The 19,044-nt window shown below is 75.0% G+C and carries 19 protein-coding genes; 15 read left to right on the top strand and 4 right to left on the bottom strand.

Annotated features, from left to right (window positions below; translation table 11 throughout):
- Position 1: 1 nt before the first annotated feature.
- Both ACQEVU_RS39375 and ACQEVU_RS39370 read right to left on the bottom strand, forming a co-directional pair.
- Positions 2-454 carry a MarR family winged helix-turn-helix transcriptional regulator gene (locus tag ACQEVU_RS39375; protein WP_433332883.1) on the bottom strand — a complete coding sequence of 151 codons (453 nt, stop codon included), beginning with the start codon at positions 452-454 and terminating at the stop codon, positions 2-4.
- A 719-nt stretch (positions 455-1,173) separates the two neighbouring features.
- Complete coding sequence (locus ACQEVU_RS39370) at positions 1,174-1,932, bottom strand: DUF72 domain-containing protein (protein ID WP_433332881.1); 759 nt, start codon at positions 1,930-1,932, stop codon at positions 1,174-1,176.
- Positions 1,933-2,135: 203 nt separating this feature from the next.
- Here ACQEVU_RS39370 and ACQEVU_RS39365 point away from each other — a divergent pair, with 203 nt between their 5' ends.
- The 15 genes from ACQEVU_RS39365 to ACQEVU_RS39295 all read left to right on the top strand — a co-directional run bounded on the left by ACQEVU_RS39365 (position 2,136) and on the right by ACQEVU_RS39295 (position 17,579).
- A complete protein-coding gene (locus tag ACQEVU_RS39365) occupies positions 2,136-2,267 on the top strand; it encodes a hypothetical protein (protein WP_433332879.1) in 132 nt (43 codons plus the stop codon).
- A gap of 276 nt (positions 2,268-2,543) precedes the next feature.
- Complete coding sequence (locus ACQEVU_RS39360; protein ID WP_433332877.1) at positions 2,544-2,735, top strand: hypothetical protein; 192 nt, start codon at positions 2,544-2,546, stop codon at positions 2,733-2,735.
- Complete coding sequence (locus ACQEVU_RS39355) at positions 2,732-5,476, top strand: ATP-binding protein (protein ID WP_433332875.1); 2,745 nt, start codon at positions 2,732-2,734, stop codon at positions 5,474-5,476. Before ACQEVU_RS39360 ends, ACQEVU_RS39355 begins: the two co-directional genes overlap by 4 nt.
- A gap of 884 nt (positions 5,477-6,360) precedes the next feature.
- Positions 6,361-7,467: a sensor histidine kinase gene (locus ACQEVU_RS39350; protein ID WP_433332873.1), complete on the top strand. Its 1,107-nt coding sequence runs from the start codon at positions 6,361-6,363 to the stop codon at positions 7,465-7,467.
- A 2-nt stretch (positions 7,468-7,469) separates the two neighbouring features.
- On the top strand, positions 7,470-8,135 hold the full coding sequence (locus ACQEVU_RS39345; RefSeq protein ID WP_433332871.1) for a response regulator: 666 nt from the start codon (positions 7,470-7,472) through the stop codon (positions 8,133-8,135).
- 67 nt (positions 8,136-8,202) lie between these two features.
- Entirely contained in the window at positions 8,203-9,645 is a 1,443-nt protein-coding gene (locus ACQEVU_RS39340) for a hypothetical protein (RefSeq protein ID WP_433332869.1), read from the top strand.
- A gap of 9 nt (positions 9,646-9,654) precedes the next feature.
- Entirely contained in the window at positions 9,655-9,909 is a 255-nt protein-coding gene (locus ACQEVU_RS39335; RefSeq protein ID WP_433332867.1) for a DUF6412 domain-containing protein, read from the top strand.
- An 80-nt stretch (positions 9,910-9,989) separates the two neighbouring features.
- Positions 9,990-10,580, top strand: a complete 591-nt coding sequence (locus tag ACQEVU_RS39330; protein WP_433332865.1) for a YidC/Oxa1 family membrane protein insertase — start codon at positions 9,990-9,992, stop codon at positions 10,578-10,580.
- A 165-nt stretch (positions 10,581-10,745) separates the two neighbouring features.
- Positions 10,746-11,879 (top strand): inositol-3-phosphate synthase, encoded by a 1,134-nt coding sequence (locus tag ACQEVU_RS39325; protein WP_433332863.1) that lies wholly within the window; start codon positions 10,746-10,748, stop codon positions 11,877-11,879.
- On the top strand, positions 11,876-12,730 hold the full coding sequence (locus ACQEVU_RS39320; protein ID WP_433332861.1) for an SCO3242 family prenyltransferase: 855 nt from the start codon (positions 11,876-11,878) through the stop codon (positions 12,728-12,730). The genes ACQEVU_RS39325 and ACQEVU_RS39320 overlap by 4 nt, the downstream gene beginning before the upstream one ends.
- Positions 12,727-13,590: a sugar phosphate isomerase/epimerase family protein gene (locus ACQEVU_RS39315; protein ID WP_433332859.1), complete on the top strand. Its 864-nt coding sequence runs from the start codon at positions 12,727-12,729 to the stop codon at positions 13,588-13,590. Before ACQEVU_RS39320 ends, ACQEVU_RS39315 begins: the two co-directional genes overlap by 4 nt.
- Positions 13,587-14,189 (top strand): EboA domain-containing protein, encoded by a 603-nt coding sequence (locus tag ACQEVU_RS39310; protein WP_433332857.1) that lies wholly within the window; start codon positions 13,587-13,589, stop codon positions 14,187-14,189. The genes ACQEVU_RS39315 and ACQEVU_RS39310 overlap by 4 nt, the downstream gene beginning before the upstream one ends.
- Positions 14,189-15,049, top strand: coding sequence for a TatD family hydrolase (locus ACQEVU_RS39305; RefSeq protein WP_433335252.1), 861 nt, complete (start codon positions 14,189-14,191; stop codon positions 15,047-15,049). The genes ACQEVU_RS39310 and ACQEVU_RS39305 overlap by 1 nt, the downstream gene beginning before the upstream one ends.
- Positions 15,049-16,203, top strand: a complete 1,155-nt coding sequence (gene eboE, locus ACQEVU_RS39300; protein WP_433332855.1) for a metabolite traffic protein EboE — start codon at positions 15,049-15,051, stop codon at positions 16,201-16,203. Before ACQEVU_RS39305 ends, eboE begins: the two co-directional genes overlap by 1 nt.
- Positions 16,200-17,579: an alkaline phosphatase family protein gene (locus tag ACQEVU_RS39295; RefSeq protein ID WP_433332853.1), complete on the top strand. Its 1,380-nt coding sequence runs from the start codon at positions 16,200-16,202 to the stop codon at positions 17,577-17,579. The genes eboE and ACQEVU_RS39295 overlap by 4 nt, the downstream gene beginning before the upstream one ends.
- A gap of 2 nt (positions 17,580-17,581) precedes the next feature.
- Here the strand turns inward: ACQEVU_RS39295 and ACQEVU_RS39290 are convergent, their stop codons facing one another.
- On the bottom strand, positions 17,582-18,364 hold the full coding sequence (locus ACQEVU_RS39290; protein ID WP_433332851.1) for an ABC transporter ATP-binding protein: 783 nt from the start codon (positions 18,362-18,364) through the stop codon (positions 17,582-17,584).
- A complete protein-coding gene (locus tag ACQEVU_RS39285; protein ID WP_433335250.1) occupies positions 18,361-18,999 on the bottom strand; it encodes a FadR/GntR family transcriptional regulator in 639 nt (212 codons plus the stop codon). The genes ACQEVU_RS39290 and ACQEVU_RS39285 overlap by 4 nt, the downstream gene beginning before the upstream one ends.
- Positions 19,000-19,044 lie beyond the last annotated feature (45 nt).

Genomic DNA, 19,044 nt, shown 5'->3' with positions numbered 1-19,044 from the left:
GCTAGCGGGATCGCTCCAGGTGATCGACGAGTCCACGCAGCGCAGCCGTGATCCTGGTGAGCTCGCCGGGCTCGAGGTAGGACCACGCGTAGGCCTCCGCCGTCTGCGACTCCGGCAGCAGCTCGCGGATCATGCGGTGGCCCTTGCGCGTGAGCTGCAGCAGCACCAGCCGCCCGTCGTCGGGGTGGTTGATGCGCCGCATGAGCCCGCGCCCGGACAGCGTGTCGACGACGCCGGTGAGCGTCGCCTTGGAGATCCCGGCCTGCTCGGCCACATGCCGCGTCTCGATCCGCTTCGCCGCCCAGACCGTGCGCAGGACCACGAAGCCGGTCCAGGTGAGCTGCCGCGGGCGCAGCACCTCCTGTTCCACGTGCTGGCGCACGGCGTTGGCCGCGCGATGCAGGTGCAACACGGTCTCGGTCGCCCCGCTGAACACGCCCCCCTCGCGGTTCATGGTTGCGGTCACCGTTTTCTGCGCCGTCGTACTCGTCCCGACGCGACCCCGTGCTTGCCCATCCGGGCGGCCCCCCTCCGGTCACCACATCGAACACACACAATATCGGGAACGTCCCGGTTCCGTTGTCCTGTCATCACCCTGAGCGATCTTCCGACGACCGTCCGGCGTGCCCATTTGCGGCATTCGCCGCGTTTGTCCGGCGCTTCTGCCGGATATCCGATGAATTGAAACTTCTGATGGTCGTTCGCCGGCGGGTGGGGTGTGCGGCCTTCACTGGACGAGAGTCGGACTCGGTCGTGCCTGATACATCCCCGCTCACCGTTCCCTCCAGTACTGCGTGCCTCGGCGGCCCGGGGGGTTGAGATCCGCGGCGCGCGCGGCCCTCGTCGGCCGGCGCGTCGCTTTCCTCTTCGGTGGTTATCTGGCGGACGGGACGCCGGCAGCGATGGACCTGCCGCCGTTTCTGCCGCCGTTTCTGCCGGTTTGCAGTGGCCTGGGGTGGCCGACCCCGACGTCCGCGGGCCACGGGGTGGCGTGCGCCGTTCGTCCGGCGGCGTTGCCGGGGTCCGGGCCCGGGGCGGTGGCGCGGCCGCCGGTCAGCGGCGGTCGTCGCGGTTGCGGTCGAGCAGGCGGCGGCGCTGCCACACCAGGAACGCGAGAAAGACGGCGAGCACGAACACCGCGCAGCAGAACTTGGCCACGCCGGAAGCCTACGACTAGTTCGGCACGCGGTCCGGGGCGCGCCCGACGTCGAGGCCGCGGCGGCGGGCGAGGTGGGCGAGGGCCACGGCGTCGGCGATGGCGGCGCCGCCGGGGTCGTTGTTGCAGTACACATAAACGGTCTGCTCCTGGAACGCCTCGGCCAGGCGGCCGGTCCACGTGTCCAGGGACGTGCGGCCGTAGCGCGGCCAGGGCGCGGCGCGGCCCTCGTGCAGGCGCAGGTAGCCCCAGTCCGCGGTGCGCCACAGCGGCGACTGCGGCCGGCCCTTGCGGTCGGCCCAGCACAGCGCGGCGTTGTGCGACCGCAGCACGTCACGGACCTCGCCGTTCCACCACGACTCGTGCCGCGGCTCGACCGCGACGCGGACGTCGGGCGGGAAGGCGGCCAGCGTCGCGTCCAGCGCCGCCGGGTCCGCGGGCAGCGTCGGCGGCAGCTGCAGCAGCACCGGGCCGAGCTTGCGCCCGAGGCCGGCGGCGCGCTCGAGCAGGCGGGCGACCGGCTCGCCGGGTTCGCGCAGCCGCTTCACGTGGGTCAGGAACCGGCTCGCCTTGACGGCGACCACGAAGTCGTCGGGCGTGCGGTCGCGCCAGCCCTCGAACGTGGACCGCTCGGGCAGCCGGTAGAACGCGTTGTTCACCTCGACCGTGCCGAACGCCGCCGCGTAGTGCTCCAGCCACAGACGGTGCGGTACGTCGCGGGGGTAGAACCGGTCGCGCCAGTCCTTGTACTGCCATCCGGACGTCCCGATACGCATCACGTAGTCATTCGTTCCCCGGTAGCCGGGGCCGTAACCTGCGGTTTTGCGGGATGACTAGACCGGCCTAGGGATACGTAGACGGCGACGGCGGTCATCTACGTATGTCGGCGCGGGCCGATTACGTAAGCGTTACCGATGGAACCGGGGCCTTACTTCGACAGTATGGAGACGCAAGCTTCCACCGAAGAAGGAGTACCGACATGAACGTCCACGACGGTCTGCTCACCGAGCTCGTCCGCCAGCGCCGCCTGCACATGCTTGACGAGGCCAAGCACTGGTCAAGCCGCGTGAAGCTGCGCCGGAGAGCTCAGCGCGACCGCGTAGCGGCCTGACGGCAGACCTCAACCCACGACCCGCGACCCGAACCGCGGGGGCAGTAGAGCCCCGGCGCGTCGCCCGGACCACACCCATCCTGGTGGTCCCCGCGATGCGCCGGGGCTTTGCTGATTTGCGGGCCGGGGACGTTTCCGGACCGGCATGACTAGCCGGCGCGGACATGACTAGGCCGCCCCACCGGCCGAAGATACGTAACAGGTGCAGATGGCAGGATTCCCTTACGACGACAGGATGGAGTCACAACCGAGAACCCATCCGGCCAAGGAGTCGACATGATGCACCCCGCCTTCCTGTACAGCCAGGTCCAGCACCGCCAGCAGGACCTGCTCGGCCTCGAGCTGCGCGACCGCCCGGCCCACGGCGACGAGCGCCGCCGGTGGTGGCGCAGGTCGCGTCCGTCACAGCCTGTGCACCGGCCTCCCGCCGGTAGGCTGGTGGCGTGCGGGCCAGCCGTAGCGGAATGAGCCAGGTGATGGTCGGCCGCGACGACGAGCTGCGCCGGTTGCGCCGCCTCCTCGACGGGTCCGAGCCTTCCATCGCCATGCTCGGCGGGGAGCCGGGCATCGGCAAGAGCCGCATGGTCCAGGAACTCATCACGGGGCTGCCCGAGACGGTTCCGGTCCTCGACGGCCAGGCCGATCCCGGCACCCTCAGCCGTCCCTTCGAAGTCCTCCTCGACGCGATCGACAGCTGCCACCGCTCGGAGAGTCTCGAGCCGGAGCCGCTGCGGATCGTGACCGACGCGTCCCGTTCGATGATCGACCGCATCCAGGCCGGCCTGGAGATCGTGCGGCAGCTGACCACGCCCGGCCCGTCGATCGTGGTCTTCGAGGACCTGCACTGGGCCGACTCGGAGAGCGTCGCGCTGTTCGAGCGGATCGCCGAGCTCTCCGGGCCGCGGCTGCTGATCGGCACCTACCGGCCCGACGAGATCACCCGGCGGCACCCGCTCGCCGACCTGCTGACCCGGCTCGAGCGGCGATACACCGTGACCAACGTGCGGCTCGAGCGGCTCAGCCTCGCCGACACGTCGATGTTCCTCAAGTCCGCGACCGGGCGCCCGCCGGCCTACCGCACCGCGCTGTCGCTGCACAACCGCACCGGCGGCAACCCGTTCTTCCTCGAGGAGCTGCTGAAGTCCAACGGCGAGGCCGACCTCGACACCCTCTGCGACCGTCCGCTGCCCTGGAACATCGCCGAGGCGCTGCGCCGCCAGGTCGACGACCTCGACGTCGACGAGAAGCGCATCGTCGAGGCGGCCGCCGTCCTCGGGCGGAAGGTGCCCTTCGACCTGCTCGCCGCGGTCACCGGCTTCGACGAGAACGACCTCATCGTCGGGCTGCGCAACCTGGTGCGCCGCGGGCTGATGGTCGAGACCGGCGACGACGAGTTCAGCTTCCGCCACGCCCTGACCCGCGAGGCGCTCGTCGACGAGATGCTCGCCCGGCAGCGGCGCCGCCTGCACGAGCTCGCCCTCGAGACGCTGCTGTCCACGGGCAGCAAGGACTACGCGCTCGTCGCACACCACGCCAAGGGCGCCGGGCGCTACCTCGACATGGTGGAGGCGGCCCGCCGGGGGCTGCACGTCTACATGGGGATGGGTTCGCCGTACCAGGCGCTGCAGCTGGCCGAGATGGGCCTCGACGAGCTGCCCGACGACGTCGAGCTGCTCTCGTGCGGCGCCCGGGCCGCGTGGCTCGCCGGGCTGCTCGACGACGCCCAGGAGCTCGGCCGGCGCTGGCTCGCCGCCGCCGCCACCCGCGAGGATCGCGCCGACGCGCTGCGGCTGCTGGTCCGCCTCAGCTGGGAGATCGGCAGCAGCGTCAGCATGCAGGAGCGGGCCGCCCAGCTGCGCGCCGAGATCGCCCACCTCGACGACGGCCCGGCGAAGGCGCACGCCTACGCGGCGATCGCCCAGGCATACATGCTGCACGACGACACCGAGCGCGCCGTCGCGTGGGCCGACATGGCGATCTCCCTCGGCGAGGAGCTCGGCCTGCCCGCCGTCTGGCTCGCCGGCAAGGTCGAGAAGGGCTCCGCGCTCGTCAACGTCGCCGCCGGCGTCGAGGACGGCATCAAGCTGCTCAACGAGGCGGCGCAGGAGGCCGAGGAGGCCGGCGAGTGGCTGCTGGCCGCCCGGTCGCTCAACAACCTCTACAACCTGCTCCCCGGCGGCCCCGCCGACTGGGCCGCGGCACTGGAGCGGATGCGGACGTTCGCCGAGCGGGCCGGGTTCGAGTCGCTGGCCGTCGCCGCCTACTTCCAGGGCCGCGCCCGCCTCGCCGTCCAGGAGGGCAACCTCGGCGCCGCCCTGGCCGAGCTCGAGGCCGCCCGCCGCCGCGACCGCGGCCTGCTGCGCACCCGCAACGGCAGCGACTACCACGGCGTGCTGTTCGCCGGCCTGCTGCTCGAGGCCGGCGAGCTGGACAAGGCCGACATGGTCATCCGCGGCCTCATCGAGCAGTCCACCGACGCCTACACGATGCTCACCCAGACGTCGGTCCCCGGCCTGCAGTTCCACCTGGCCTGCCGCCTCGGCCGCACCGAGCAGGCCCGCGAGCTGCTGCGCACGGTCCTCGACGCCGTCCGCGTCACCGGCGTCACCGGCCGCGACTTCGCCCACGACCTCATCTCCGCGGGCCTCGCCGCCGGCCTGAGCGCCGACGAACTGCGCCCCATCGCCGCCGCCATCGACGACCCGCTCTTCGACGACGCCTACCGCTGGCTCGCCGACGCCCAGATCGCCGAGGCCGCCGGCGACACCGCCGACGCCCTGCGCCTCTACCGCGCCGCCGTCGCCGAGCCCACCATGCTCCTGCCGGCCCAGCGCGGCACCGGCCACCTCGGCGCCGCCCGCTGCCTGCTCGCCCAGGGCGACCTCGACGCCGCCCGCGACCAGACCCGCGCCGCCGAGCCCCACCTGGCCCGCTGGGCCGGCTGGCGCGTCGCCGAACTGACCGGCCTGCGCGGCCGCCTCGGCCTGTCCGCCCCAGCCACCGCCGGCGCCGGCGACCAGGCCCTGACCCCCCGCGAGCGCGAGGTCGCCGTCCTCCTGGCCGAGGGCCTGACCAACGCCGAACTCGCCCGCCGCCTCTACATCAGCCCCCGCACGGCCGCCGTCCACGTCTCGAACATCCTGAACAAGCTCGGCCTCGACTCCCGCACTCAGATCGCCGCCTGGGTCAAGTCCCGCCCCGCCCCGTAGCCCGCACCCACCGCGCGGCCCCCGGCCCCCGGCCCCCCGGCCCCCCGGCCCCCGGCCCCCGGCCGCCGCCCGCCCCCGTCTGCCGCGCCCGGCCGTCCCCGCGCCGCTGCCCGTGGCCGCCTGCTGCGTCCGGCCGTCGCCGCGCCGCTGCCGGTCCCGTCTGCCGCGCCGCTGCCCGCCGCTGCCCGTGGCCGCCTGCTGCGTCCGGCCGTCGCCGCGCCGCTGCCGGTCCCGTCTGCCGCGCCGCTGTCCGCCGCCGGCCGCCGCTGCCCGTGGCCGCCTGCTGCGTCCGGCCGTCGCCGCGCCGCTGCCGGTCCCGCCTGCCGCGCCGCTGTCCGCCGCCGGCCGCCGCTGCCCGTGGCCGCCGGCCGCGTCCGGCCGTCGCCGCGCCGCCTCCGCCCGCCCCTGGCCGTCCCCGCGCCTCCGCCCGCCGCTGGCCATGCCCGTGTCGCTGGCCGCCCCGCCCGCCGTTGGCCGTCCCGCGCCGCTGCCCGTCCCTGCGCCGACGGCTGCGACGTGCCGCAGGGTGCCGCCCCGGGGCGCCGCCGCGCCGCCGCTGGCCAGCCGGGCCGTAGACCTCTCCGTTTCGGGCGCCGGATCGTCGGGACGTCCGGATGGTGAGACGTTTGAGCGTGAGTGACGACGACGGGAATGTGCCGAGCTGGCGGACGTGAAACCCGCAGCTGGGCCGCCCGCACGGCCCCGGGGCGTGCGCCGTCGCCGGCCGCGAAGTAGCTGCCCGCGCGTCGCCGTGGTGTGGCGTCGGCCGTCGGCGTCGTGGCTGGCCCCGAGCTCCTCGCGGCAGTTCAGAGTCCGGCGGGCGAACACGCCGGGATCGCTGCGGCGGCGCCGCGCGCGTGGTGGCGCGGGTAGGGTACGGCGGCATGGGGGACGGCTACACGGCGCGGTTCTCGCAGCGATGGCGCATCCTGTCCGCCGTCGGCGCCGTGATCGTGTCCGTGCCCGCCCTCACGCCCGCGCCGGCCGAGCTCACCGGCGTCGCCGGGCGAGTGGCGGCGGGGCTGCTGGTGCTCGCGCAGGCGGCCGGGTTCTGGTGGCTCGGGAGCCGGCCGGGGCTCGGCACCGCCGTTGTGCTGGCGGGCAGCGCCGGGCTGCAAGTGCTGTACCCGTCGCTGGGGCCGGGGCTGGCGTTCGTGGTGCTGTGCACGTACGCGTGGCTGCGGCCCGCCCCCGAAGCGCTCTGGGGGCTCGGGCTCGCGATCCTCGCCGCCTGCGGGCCGGCCGTCGGCCGTGGGCGCTGGGAGATGGCGGGGCTGTGGCTCGGCGGCGTCGTGCTGGCCTGGAGCTGGGGCGCGCTGGTGCGGGCCCGCGGCGCGCGGCGGCTGGCGGAGCGGCGGCAGGCGGTGCTCGAGGAGCGCGCCCGGATCGCGCGCGAGCTGCACGACGTGCTGTCGCACACGGTGTCGGTCATGGTGGTGCAGGCGGCCGCCGCCGACGACGTGTTCGACGTCGACCCGGGCAAGGCGCGCGAGGCGCTGCGGCGCACGGAACAGGCGGGGCGGCAGGCGCTGACCGAGCTGCGGTGGTTCCTGCGCACGGTGCGGGCCGACGACGACGCCGGGGGGCGGGCGGACGGGCGGCCGCCGCCGCAGCCGGGCCTCGACGACGTCGAGCGGCTGGCCGAGACGGTGAGCGCGGCGGGGCTGCCCGTGACCGTGCGCCGCGAGGGTGACGAGGGCGTGGAGGTGCCGACGGCGGTGCAGCTGTCGGCGTACCGGATCGTGCAGGAGGCGCTCACCAACGCGCTGCGCCACGCCGGCGCCGGGCGGGCCGAGGTGCTGGTGCGCGTCGGGGCCTCCGAGGTGTACGTCCGGGTGCGCGACGACGGCCGCGGCGGCACCGGGGACGGGTCCGGGCAGGGTATTGCGGGCATGCGCGAGCGGGCCGCGCTGCTCGGCGGCAGCCTGACCGCCGGGCCGAAGGCGGGCGGCGGGTTCGAGGTCGGCGCGCGGCTGCCGGTGGGGGAGTGAGCATGACGATCAAGGTGCTGATCGCCGACGACCAGGCGCTGGTGCGCTCCGGGTTCCGGATGATCCTGGAGGCGCGCGACGACCTCGAGGTCGTGGGGGAGGCCTCCGACGGCGAGCAGGCGATCCGGCTCGCCGCGCAGACGCGGCCCGACGTGGTGCTCATGGACGTGCGCATGCCGGGCGTCGACGGCATCGCGGCCACCGCCCGGCTCACCGGGCGGCCCGACTCGCCGCGGGTCATCATGCTCACGACGTACGACCTGGAGGAGCCCCTCTACGCGGCGCTGCGGGCGGGGGCGAGCGGGTTTCTGCTCAAGGACGTCCGGCCGGGCGACCTCGTCGAGGCGATCCGGGTCGTGGCCGGCGGCGACGCGCTGCTCGCCCCGAGCGCGACCCGGCGCCTGCTCGACCGGTTCGTGGCCACCGACGTGACGCCGCCGGCCGCGCCCGGCGCACTGGAGCAGCTCACCGACCGGGAGCGGGAGGTGCTCATGCTGCTGGCCCGGGGCGCCGCCAACGCCGAGATCGGCGCGCAGCTCGTCGTCACCGAGGCCACGGTCAAGACGCACGTGTCGGCCATCCTGCGCAAGCTCGGCGTCCGCGACCGGGTGCAGGCGGTCGTGCTCGCCTACGACCTCGGTCTGGTCCGGCCGCGGCCCTCCTCCTGAAGTCGCAGGCGTAAGACCCGTCGCTTGCCGGAAGTGCCTGCGCCGCCGCGTTCCTAGCGTCGAGGGCATGATGACACCGCAGCAGCGCAGGGCCGTCCGCCTCGTCGTCGGGCTGCTCGTGGCCGGGCTCGTGCTCGGCGTGACGTTCGCGGCGCTGACCTTGGTCTTCCGGGGCGACGTCCTGGCGTACCAGCGAGGGCGCCACCCCGGCGCGGACCCGGGCGAGCCGGCCCGCACCCTGTGGACGCGGCCGATCCCGGTCCTCGTCGTTGCGATGTTGTACGTCTGGGTCGCTCGCCGGCTGCTGACCGGCGCGTACCGCGCGTACCGCCGGGTCCGCGTCGTGTCGGTGGTGGGCTTCGTCGCCGTCGGCTGGCTGTTCGTCTCCGCCGAGTACCCGGCGTGGCTGCGCGCGGTGCAGGCCGCCCAGCTGGCGGTGCTCGCCGCGCTGATCGTCGCCGTCAACCGCCCGCTGCTGCGCGCCGCGTTCCCGCGGGTGCCCGACCCGCGGCCGCGCAACCGGCGCGCCGCGCTGCTGCTGGCGGTGCTCGCCCCGCTCGTCGCCGAGGTCACGCTGGGCACGGTGCCGCTGCGCATGGCCTGGGCGTGGCTGGTCTTCGCCCCCGTCTACAGCGGCGGCGCCCTATTCGTGCGCGAGGTCGTGCGCCGCCGGGGCGGCGGCATCGCGAGCCTGCTGCTCATGGGCGTGGTCTACGGCCTGGTCGAGGAGGGCCTGGCCCTGCAGAGCCTCACGAGCCCGCACCTGTACCACGCCGCCGGCTGGGCCCCGCGCCCGTTCGGGATCAACACGGCGTACACCGAGCTCAACCTCGTGTACCACGCGGTCTTCAGCATCACGGTGCCGGTCGTCGTCACCGAGCTGTGCTTCCCCGCCCACGGCCGGGCACCGTACCTGCGCCGCGGCGGCGTGATCGGGGCCGGCGTTATCGCCCTGCTCGGCGCGGCCCTGCTGCGGGTCAGCGTCCCGCCCGCCGAGGACCCCGGCTACACGATGCCCCTCGCCGCCGTCCTGACCGTCGCCGCCCTCGCCGTCGCGCTCACCGTCGTCGCGCTGCGCCTGCGCGCCCGCCCGGCTCCCCGGCCCGGGCGCTCGGCCGTCCCGCCGCGGGCCGTCGCGCTCGGCGCCCTGACCGCCGCGGCCACGCTGGTCTTCCTCGGCGCGCTCTGGCCGTTCGGCGGGGCGCGGCAGCCGCTGTTCACCCACGGCGCCTGGGCGCTGCTGCCGATGGCGGGCGCGGCGGCGGTGGCCGCGGCGGCCGCGGTCGCGCTGCGCCGCTGGGCCGCGTCACCGGCCTGGACCCGGCGGCACACGGTCGCGGCCTGCGCCGGCGCGCTCGCCGGTCACACGCTGTTCGGCCTGCTCGCCAACGCCGACAGCCTCCCCGACCGGGCCTACCTCGGCGCCGTCGCGCTCCTGACGGTCACCATGGGCGTCGTGGCCGCGAGGCGCATGGCCGGCCGGGCGGCGGGTGTTGCCCGCGGCGCGTAGCATCGGGGCATGTCGTGGTCGTTGACCACCCTCTTCGCGGCGTGGGCCTCGGTGTCCACGCCCGCGGACCTCGTTGCGGTCGCCACCGCGGTGCTCGCGGCGATCGCCGTCGTCCTGGCCGCCCGGCTTGTCGCCGCGGCGCCGGCCGGGCCCGTGCGGGTGCGCGCCGTCCCGGCCCGCGCCCGCGCCGCCCGCGGGCAGTCGATCCGCTCGGCGGATCCCGACGCGGCCGGACGGCCGCGGCCCCGGGCACCGGGGATCTGACCCACCACACCTGAAACCGGCGGCCGCCCGTATGGGCGGCGGCCTCCGTGTGCTGGATCGGAATCGGAAGGTCACGTCTCGTGCTGCACCATGTCCTCATCATGCTCGCCGGCGGGCTCGGCTCCGTGCCCGCCGCCATCGTCGTCGCCACCCTCATCCTTCGAGCCGCGCTGCTGCCGCTGAGCCTGCGCGGGTACCGGGCCGAGCGGGTCCGCGCGCGCCTCGCGCCGCAGCTGGCCGAGATCCGCCGGCGCCACGCCCAGGAGCCGGCCGTCCTGGCCGAGAAGACCGTCGCGCTGATGCGCGGCGAAGGGTCGGGGCCGCTCGCCGGTCTCCTGCCGGCGCTCGCGCAGGCGCCGTTCGTGTGGCTGCTGTACCGGGAGTTCACCGGCGGCGCCATGCGCGGCTACACCCTGTTCGGCGCCGACCTGTCGGCCCGGCTGGTCGCGCACCCCGGTGCCCCCGGGTGGGTGCTGGTCGCCGTGCTCGCCGCCGTCGCCGTCTGGAACGTGCGGCAGCTGCCCCGGGAGACGCCGCGGCTGGTCAAGGCGCTGACGTTCGCCACGGTGGCGTTCGCGCCGTGGCTGCCGCTGGCCGCCGAGCTCTACCTCGTGACCAGCGGGGTATGGACCGCCGCCGAACGGTGGATCTGCCGAGGCCGACGACTTTAGATGTACCGAGGCAAAGTTTTTTTGATTTGAATAAAAGTTCGGTCGGTACTGGCGGAAAGGGGTGGCCGCGATCTAGGCTTCGTAGCCAGCGACAGTCGGCGATGTCGCCCAACCCCATCTGACCTCCTAACTGTCACACAGATCGCTCACCCCTAGGAGGAGCCCGTGCGTACGGGTGTGTGGCTGGTTGGCGCGCGCGGATCCGTCGCCGTCACCAGCATTGTCGGCGCTTCGGCGCTACGGGCCGGGCTCGCCGAGCCGATCGGATGCGTCGCCGAGCATCCGGCCCTGGATCGTCGTGCGCTGCCGGGGTTCGGGGACCTCGTCTTCGGCGGCCACGACGTCGCCACCACCTCGCTGGTCAAGCGGGCCGAGACGCTCGCCGCCGCCGGGGTGGTGCCGGGGCGGCTCGTCGCCGCGCTCCACAGTGAACTGTCCACAGTCGACGAAGACGTCCGGCCGCTGCCGCACGCCGAGACGCCGGCGCGCACGGCCGCGGCCATCCAGGCGGACCTGGCCGCGTTCCGGGCCCGGCACGAGCTCGAGCGCGTCGTGGTCGTCAACGTCGCCTCGACCGAGCCCGCGCCCGAGCCGCACCCGGCACACGCCTCCCTGGCTGCGCTGCGGGCGGCGCTCGACGGGCCGCAGACGGTGCTGCCGGCCAGCTCGCTCGCCGCGTACGCCGCGTTCGAGGCCGGGTGCGCCTACGTCGACTTCACCCCGTCGACCGGCGCGCGGCTGCCCGCGCTGCACGAGCTGGCCGAGGCGCGCGGCGTGCCCTACGCGGGCCACGACGGCAAGACCGGCGAGACGCTGCTGAAGTCGGTGCTGGCCCCCATGTTCGCGATGCGCCGGCTCGCCGTGCGGTCGTGGTCGGGGCTCAACCTGCTCGGCGGCGGCGACGGGGCGACCCTGGCCGACCCGGCGGCCAACGCGGCCAAGTCGGCGAGCAAGCAGCGCGTGCTGGGCGAGACCCTCGGATACGTCCCGGACGGCCACACCCGCATCGAGTACGTGCCGGACATCGGTGACTTCAAGACCGCCTGGGACCTCGTCACGTTCGCCGGCTTCCTGGGCACGCCGATGCGCATGGAGTTCACGTGGCACGGCTGCGACTCCGCGCTCGCCGCCCCGCTCGTGCTCGACCTGGCCCGGCTCACCGCCGCCGCGCACCGCAACGGGCGGGTCGGGCCGCTGCCCGAGCTGGCCTTCTTCTTCAAGGATCCCCTCGGCGAGGTCGAGCACGGCCTGGCCGCCCAGTTCGAGGCCCTGGCCGCGTTCACCGCGAGCCTGCGGTGAGCCCGGCGGCGTCCTGGCGCGACTACGTGGAGCTCGTGCGGGCCCCGGCCGCGCTGTCCGTGCCGGGCGACGTGGTCGCCGGGGCGGCCGCGGCCGGGCGGCTCGGGCCGCGCACGGCCGGGCTGGCCGGGGCCAGCGTGCTGCTGTACTGGGCCGGCATGGCCGCCAACGACTGGGCCGACCGCGATGTCGACGCCGTCGAGCGGCCCCAGCGGCCGATTCCGTCCGGCCGGATCGCGCCGGGCACCGCGCTCGGCGTCGCCGCCGGGCTCACCGCCGCGGGCGTCGCCGCCGCCGGGCTGGCCGGCGGCCGCAAGGCCCTCGCCGTCGCGGTGCCCCTCGCGGGGGCGGTGTGGGCGTACGACCTCGGGCTCAAGTCCACGCCGGCCGGCCCGGCCGCGATGGCCGCCTGCCGCGCCCTCGACGTGCTGCTCGGCGCCTCCGGCGGGCGGCTGCGCCGGGCCGCGTGGCCGGCCGCGACCGTGTTCGCACACACCTACACCGTGACCGCCCTGTCGCGCTCCGAGGTGGACGGCGCGACGCCGGCGCTGCCGAAGGCCACCCTCGCCGGGACCGCCGCCGTCGCCGTGTCGGCCGCCGCCTCCCGGCGCGCGGCGGTGCCGGCGGCGCTGGCGGGCTGGTACGCGTACCGCTACGGGACACCGCAACTGGCGGCGGTCCGCAACCCGGACGCGGCCCGGGTCCGCGCCTCGGTCGGCGCCGGCATCCTCAACCTGCCCGCGCTGCAGGGCGCGCTCACCGCCCGGGCGGGCCGCCCCCTGCTCGGCATCGCCGTCGCCGCCGTGGCCCCCCTCGCCCGGCTGCTGTCCAGGAGGGTGTCGCCGACATGAGCGGGCTGCGTTTCGGCTACGGCACCAACGGCTTCAGCAACCACCGCCTCGACGACGCCCTCGACGTCATCGCCGGCCTCGGCTACGAGGGCGTCGCGCTGACCCTCGACCACCACCACCTCGACCCGTTCGACGCGCACCTGTACCGCAACGTGCGCCACGTCGCCCACCGCCTCGACGAGCTCGGCCTCGGCGTCGTCATCGAGACCGGGGCGCGGTACCTGCTCGACAAGTGGCACAAGCACGCCCCGACGCTGCTGCACGACGAGCCCGGCCCGCGCCTGGAGTTCCTGCGCCGGGCCGTGCGCATCGGCGCCGACCTCGGCGCGGAGGCGGTCAGCTTCTGGGCCGGCGTCCGCCCGCCCGGGCTCGCCCCCGACGAGGCGTGGCGGCGCCTCGCCGGCGGCTGCGCCGAGGTCCTCGCCGCCGCCGAGGGCGCCGAGATGATGCTCGGCTTCGAGCCCGAGCCCGGCATGCTCGTCGAGTCGATCGCCGACTGGGAGCGGCTGCGGGCCGACCTCGGCGCGCCCGTGCACTTCGGGCTGACCCTCGACATCGGCCACTGCCGGTGCCTGGAGCCGGTGCCGGCCGACGAGTGCGTGCGCCGCGCCGGCGGCTCCCTCGTCAACGTCCAGATCGACGACATGGTCCGGGGCGTGCACGAGCACCTCGAGTTCGGCACCGGCGAGGTCGACTTCCCACCCGTCATGCGGGCCCTCGCCGAGATCGGCTACGGCGGCCTCGTCGCCGTCGAGCTGCCCCGCCACAGCCACGCCGCGCCCGGCGTGGCCCGCGACTCGCTGGCCTTCCTGCGCGAGGCCGAGCAGCGTTCCCAGGAGCGATTCCAGGAGGTGTCGTGAGTACCGAAACCCTCTACGCGGCCCTGAAGGCGGAACTGGCGGACACCGTCTGGCTCGACACCGCCCTGGAGACGGTGACCCGCCAGCCCTCCGCGATCGGGCGGCTCTTCCCGGCCGCCGGGCGCCGCTGCGGGCGGTGGATGCTGGCCGCCCCCGAGGGGTGGAGCGTCGACGACGCGGCCCGCGTGCTGCTGCTGGCCCGGCTGCCGAAGGGGACGGCGGAGGTCGAGCCGCTCTACCGCTACGGCGACGCCGCCGAGAAGCGCGCCGTGCTGCGCGCCCTGCCCCTGCTGGACCTCCCGGCCGCCGCCGTGGAGCCGCTGCTGCTGGACGCGCTGCGCACCAACGACACCCGGCTCGTCGCCGCCGCGCTCGGGCCCGCCGCCCGGGCCCTGCCGGCGCCGGCGTGGCGGCAGGGCGTGCTCAAGGCCGTCTTCATGCAGCTGCCGCTGGCCGGCGTCGCCGGCCTCGACGAGCGCGCCGACGCCGAGCTCGCCACCATGCTCGGCGGCCTCGCCGAGGAGCGCCGCGCCGCCGGGCGCACGCTCGCCGCCGACGCCACCGAGCTGCTGCACCGACTTCAGGAGAGGGTCTCGTGATGCGCATCTTCGACCCCCACATCCACATGACCTCCCGGACCACCGACGACTACGAGCGGATGGCCGCCGCCGGGGTCCGCGCGCTCGTCGAGCCCGCGTTCTGGCTGGGCCAGCCGCGCACGAACGTCGGCTCGTTCACCGACTACTTCGACTCCCTCGTCGGCTGGGAGCCGTTCCGCGCCTCGCAGTTCGGCATCCGCCACCACGCCACGATCGCGCTCAACCCCAAGGAGGCCAACGACCCGCGATGCCGGGACGTGCTGCAGATCCTGCCGCGGTACCTCGAGAAGGACGGCGTCGTCGCGGTGGGCGAGATCGGATACGACTCCATGACCCCCGACGAGGACGACGCGTTCTGCGCACAGCTGGCCCTCGCCGTCGAGCACGAGCTGCCCGCGCTCGTGCACACCCCGCACCGCGACAAGGCCCGCGGCACGCAACGCACCCTCGACGTCGTGCGCGAGTCCGGCATCGAGCCCGGCCGGGTCGCCGTCGACCACCTCAACGAGGTCACCGTCGGCGCGGTCGCCGGCAGCGGGTGCTGGATGGGCTTCTCCATCTACCCCGACACGAAGATGACCGCCGAGCGGATGGTGCACATCCTGCGCGAGTACGGCCTGGAGCGGATGCTCGTCAACTCCGCCGCCGACTGGGGGCGCTCCGATCCGCTGCTGACCCGGCGCACCGGCGAGGCGATGCTGGCCGCCGGGTTCACCGACGACGACGTCGACCGGGTCCTGTGGCGCAACCCGGTCGAGTTCTACGGGCAGTCCAAGCGCCTCGACCTGTCCGACGTGGACGCCGCGGCCACGCCCAGCGCGAGTTTCGAGGGCAACTCGATCCTGCGCGGGGGCTCCTGATGCGGCTGCGGCACCCCGACGGGCAGGTGGTGCACCTGGCGTACGGCACCAACGTCCACCCGGCCGAGGACCTGCGCGGGATCCTGGAGCAGCTCGGCACGTACGCGACGCCGATGCGCGAGCGGCTCGGCTCCGACGTGCTCGGCCTCGGCCTGTGGCTCAGCGCCGGGGTGGCCGCCGAGCTCGCCGCCGACGCCGCCCTGCGCCGCCGCCTGCGCCGCGAGCTCGACGCGCGCGGCCTGGAGGTGGTGACCCTCAACGGGTTCCCGTACCGCGAGTTCCACGCCCCCGTCGTCAAGCGCGCCGTGTACCACCCGGACTGGGCCGACCCCGCCCGCCTGCGCTACACCCTCGACCTGGCCCGGATCCTCGTCGACCTGCTGCCCGACGACGCCGCCCGCGGCTCCATCTCGACGCTGCCGCTGGGCTGGCGCGACCCGTGGAACTCGCCGCAGGTCGCCCGGGTGCACCGCGCGCTGGACGCCCTCGCACAGGGGCTGGCGGGGCTGGAGGTGCTGACGGGGCGTACCGTCCGCGTCGCCTTCGAACCGGAGCCCGGCTGCGTCATCGAGAACACGCTGCAGGCCACCGTCCATCTGTCCAATGTGGACCGGCAGCGGGTCGGCGTCTGCGTCGACCTCGCCCACCTCGCCTGCGCCTGGGAGAACCCGGTCACCGCCGTGCAGCGCCTCGCCCGCGCCGGCCTGCCGGTGGTGAAGATCCAGGTGTCGGCCGCGCTCGAGGTCGCCGACCCGGCCGGCGCCCGCGACGTCGTGGAGCGCTACGCCGAGCCCCGCTTCCTGCACCAGACCCGCACCGCCGGCTGCCGGCACTCCTACGACGACCTCGACGAGGCCCTCGCCGCCGGCCCCGAGGGCCCGTGGCGGGTGCACTACCACGTGCCGCTGCACGCCGCCCCGGAGCCGCCGCTGCGCTCCACCACCGGCGTGCTGCGGGCCGGTCTCGGCGCGCTCGTCGGCGGCCCGATCGCCGCCTGCGACCACCTCGAGGTCGAGACGTACACCTGGAACGTCCTGCCGGCCGCCCAGCGCCCCGCCGGCCCGCAGGCCCTCGCCCACGGCATGGCGGCCGAGCTCGCCTACGCCCGCGACACCCTGCAGGACCTCGGACTCAAAACGATGGAGGTTCGATGAGCCGCCCCCTGGTCGTGCTCGACGTCGTCGGGCTCACCCCGCGGCTGCTGCCGCACATGCCCAACCTGGCCCGGCTCGGCACCGCGGTGCCGCTGGAGCCGGTGCTGCCGGCCGTGACGTGCTCGGTGCAGTCGACGTTCCTGACCGGCGAGACCCCGGCCGGCCACGGCATCGTCGGCAACGGCTGGTACTTCCGCGACGTGGGCGAGGTCCTGCTCTGGCGCCAGCACAACGCGCTCGTCGGCGGCGACAAGCTGTGGCACGCGGCCCGCCGGTCCGAGCCCGGCTACACCGTCGCCAACGTCTGCTGGTGGTACGCCATGGGCGCCGACGTCGACTGGACCGTGACGCCGCGGCCGATCTACTACGCCGACGGCCGCAAGGAGCCGGACTGCTACACGTACCCGCCGGCGCTGCACGACGAGCTCGTGGCGCGCCTCGGCCCGTTCCCGCTGTTCACCTACTGGGGCCCGAACGCCGGCCTGCCGTCGTCGGAGTGGATCGCGAAGGCCGCCGTGCAGATCATGGCGGACAAGAACCCGGACCTGACCCTGGTGTACCTGCCGCACCTCGACTACGACCTGCAGCGCTACGGCCCGTCGGACCCGCGCGCGGCGGCCGCGGCGGCGGCCCTGGACACCGTGCTGGGCCCGCTGCTGGACGCCGCCCGGGCCCGCGGCGCGACGACGGTGGCCCTGTCGGAGTACGGCATCACGGAGGCGAGCCGCCCTGTCGACGTCAACCGCCTGCTGCGCTCCGAGGGGCTGCTCAACGTCTACGTCCAGGACGGCATGGAGTACCTGGACCCGTGGACGTCGCGGGCCTTCGCCGTCGCCGACCACCAGGTCGCGCACGTCTACGTCCGCGACCCGCAGGACGTGGCCCTGGTCGGCAAGCTCCTGGCCGCCCTGCCCGGCGTCGGCGAGGTGCTGGACGCGGCCGGCAAGCAGCGCCACGGCCTGGACCACGAGCGCGCCGGCGAGCTGGTCCTGCTGGCCGAGCCGGACGCGTGGTTCACCTACTACTACTGGCTCGACGACGCCCGCAAGCCGGACTTCGCGCGCCTGGTGGAGATCCACCGCAAGCCCGGTTACGACCCCGCGGAGCTGTTCTTCGACCCGGCGTCACCGGGCGCGGCCAAGGCCCGGGCCGGCGTCGCGCTGCTGCGCAAGAAGACCGGGATGCGGTACCTCATGAGCGTCGTCGGCCTGGACGAGGGCGCCCGGGCCGTGCGCGGCTCGCACGGCCTGCTGCCGGCGGCGGACGCCGACGCCCCGGTCTGGCTCAGCGACGCGCCGGACCTCGCCCTGGACCGCGTCAGGGCGACGGACGTCAAGTCCCTGCTCCTGCGCCTGGCGGGCCTCCCGCCGGCCTGACGTCAGCGGCGGGCGCGTGCGCTCCAGCGGCCGTCGCGGTGCTCGACCCGGATCGAGTACTGAAACGTCGCGCTGACGTACTCGCTCGTCAGCACCTCGCGGGTGGGCCCGGCCGCGACGACCCGGCCCTCCGCGAGCAGCAGCGCGTGCGTGGTCTGCGACGGCAGCTCCTCCAGGTGGTGGGTCACCAGCACGGAGGCGAGCCCCGGGTGCGTCGAGTGCAGCAGGTCCAGGGTGTCCAGCAGCTGCTCCCGCGCGGCGACGTCCAGGCCGGTGGACGGCTCGTCGAGCAGCAGCAGCCGGATGTCGCTGACCAGCGCGCGGGCGATCAGGGTGCGGCCCCGCTCGCCCTGCGACAGCGTCGGCCAGCGCTCGTCGGCCTTGCCCTTGAGCCCCATGAGGTCGATGAGCTCGTCGGCCCGCGCCGACTGCTCGCCGGTGGGCCGCCAGCGGGCCGGGGTCTCGACCGTGCCGGTGACGCCGGTCAGCACGACCTCCCGGACCGTCAGCGGCGAGCGCAGCGGATGGCGCGGGTTGACGTGCCCGATCGAGCGGCGCAGCGCCTGCAGCTCGACCGCGCCGAGCCGGCGGCCCAGCACCTCCACGGTGCCGGTGGTCGGGTGCGTCACCGCGCCGCAGAAGCCGAGCACCGTGCTCTTGCCGGCGCCGTTCGGCCCGAGCATCACCCAGTGCTCGCCGGCGGCGACGGTGAGGTCGACGCCGTGCAGGATCTGCTTGCCCTCGCGGCGGAAGGTGACGTCGCGCAACGCCAGGACGGTGGTCATCGGGTGATGGTCTCCTTCACCGACTCGATGAGGTGGTAGGAGGCGGCGGCCGCGCCGTCGCGGTCGCCGCCGCGCACGCACCGCAGCAGCACGTCGTGCGAGTCGCGGACCCGCGGGTCCTCGGGCAGCACCGCCGTGTCCTCGATCGACGCGGTGACCACCTCGGCCACCGCGTCGTACAGCCGCACCAGCAGCGGGTTGCCGCTGGCCCGCACCACGCCCCGGTGGAACGCGGTGTCGGCGGCGATGTATCCGTCCCGGTCACCGGTGTCGTGGGCGGCCGTGCGGTCGCGCAGCGCCGCCGCGAGCGCCTCGACGTCGGCCTCGGTGGCGTGCACGGCGGCCAGCCGGGCCGCGGCCGCCTCCAGCCCGGCCCGCGTGTCCAGCACCGTGGTCAGCGCGGACAGCTCGTCCCGGACGAGGACGCCGGTGATCTCGTTGGTGGCGCGCACGTAGGTCCCGTCGCCGATCCGCGGCTCCAGCAGCCCGGTCAGGCTCAGCGCCCGCAGCGCCTCCCGGACCGTGCCGCGGCTGACGCCGAGCTGCCCGGCCAGGGTCACCTCGCCGGGGATCTTCGCGCCCACCGGCCACGTGCCGGCCTCGATCAGCTCGCGGAACTGCCCTGCGACCTGCATCACCAAGGGCGCCTGGCGCACAGGAGACGTAAGCGGCATGCTCCC

The organism is Dactylosporangium sp. CA-139066 (genome assembly GCF_050936175.1).
Taxonomy (GTDB): Bacteria; Actinomycetota; Actinomycetes; order Mycobacteriales; family Micromonosporaceae; genus Dactylosporangium.
This window is presented reverse-complemented; position numbering and strand designations above follow the sequence as displayed.

Bases quoted from the DNA above. Each gene is read 5' to 3' on its own strand.
- ACQEVU_RS39365 (WP_433332879.1), top strand. From the start codon at position 2,136: ATGAACGTCCACGACGGTCTGCTCACCGAGCTCGTCCGCCAGCGCCGC.
- ACQEVU_RS39295 (WP_433332853.1), top strand. From the start codon at position 16,200: ATGAGCCGCCCCCTGGTCGTGCTCGACGTCGTCGGGCTCACCCCGCGG.
- ACQEVU_RS39305 (WP_433335252.1), top strand. From the start codon at position 14,189: ATGCGCATCTTCGACCCCCACATCCACATGACCTCCCGGACCACCGAC.
- ACQEVU_RS39360 (WP_433332877.1), top strand. From the start codon at position 2,544: ATGATGCACCCCGCCTTCCTGTACAGCCAGGTCCAGCACCGCCAGCAG.
- ACQEVU_RS39340 (WP_433332869.1), top strand. From the start codon at position 8,203: ATGATGACACCGCAGCAGCGCAGGGCCGTCCGCCTCGTCGTCGGGCTG.
- ACQEVU_RS39285 (WP_433335250.1), bottom strand. From the start codon at position 18,999: ATGCAGGTCGCAGGGCAGTTCCGCGAGCTGATCGAGGCCGGCACGTGG.
- ACQEVU_RS39335 (WP_433332867.1), top strand. From the start codon at position 9,655: ATGTCGTGGTCGTTGACCACCCTCTTCGCGGCGTGGGCCTCGGTGTCC.
- ACQEVU_RS39290 (WP_433332851.1), bottom strand. From the start codon at position 18,364: ATGACCACCGTCCTGGCGTTGCGCGACGTCACCTTCCGCCGCGAGGGC.
- eboE (WP_433332855.1), top strand. From the start codon at position 15,049: ATGCGGCTGCGGCACCCCGACGGGCAGGTGGTGCACCTGGCGTACGGC.
- ACQEVU_RS39375 (WP_433332883.1), bottom strand. From the start codon at position 454: ATGAACCGCGAGGGGGGCGTGTTCAGCGGGGCGACCGAGACCGTGTTG.
- ACQEVU_RS39345 (WP_433332871.1), top strand. From the start codon at position 7,470: ATGACGATCAAGGTGCTGATCGCCGACGACCAGGCGCTGGTGCGCTCC.
- ACQEVU_RS39355 (WP_433332875.1), top strand. From the start codon at position 2,732: ATGAGCCAGGTGATGGTCGGCCGCGACGACGAGCTGCGCCGGTTGCGC.
- ACQEVU_RS39350 (WP_433332873.1), top strand. From the start codon at position 6,361: ATGGGGGACGGCTACACGGCGCGGTTCTCGCAGCGATGGCGCATCCTG.
- ACQEVU_RS39370 (WP_433332881.1), bottom strand. From the start codon at position 1,932: ATGCGTATCGGGACGTCCGGATGGCAGTACAAGGACTGGCGCGACCGG.
- ACQEVU_RS39315 (WP_433332859.1), top strand. From the start codon at position 12,727: ATGAGCGGGCTGCGTTTCGGCTACGGCACCAACGGCTTCAGCAACCAC.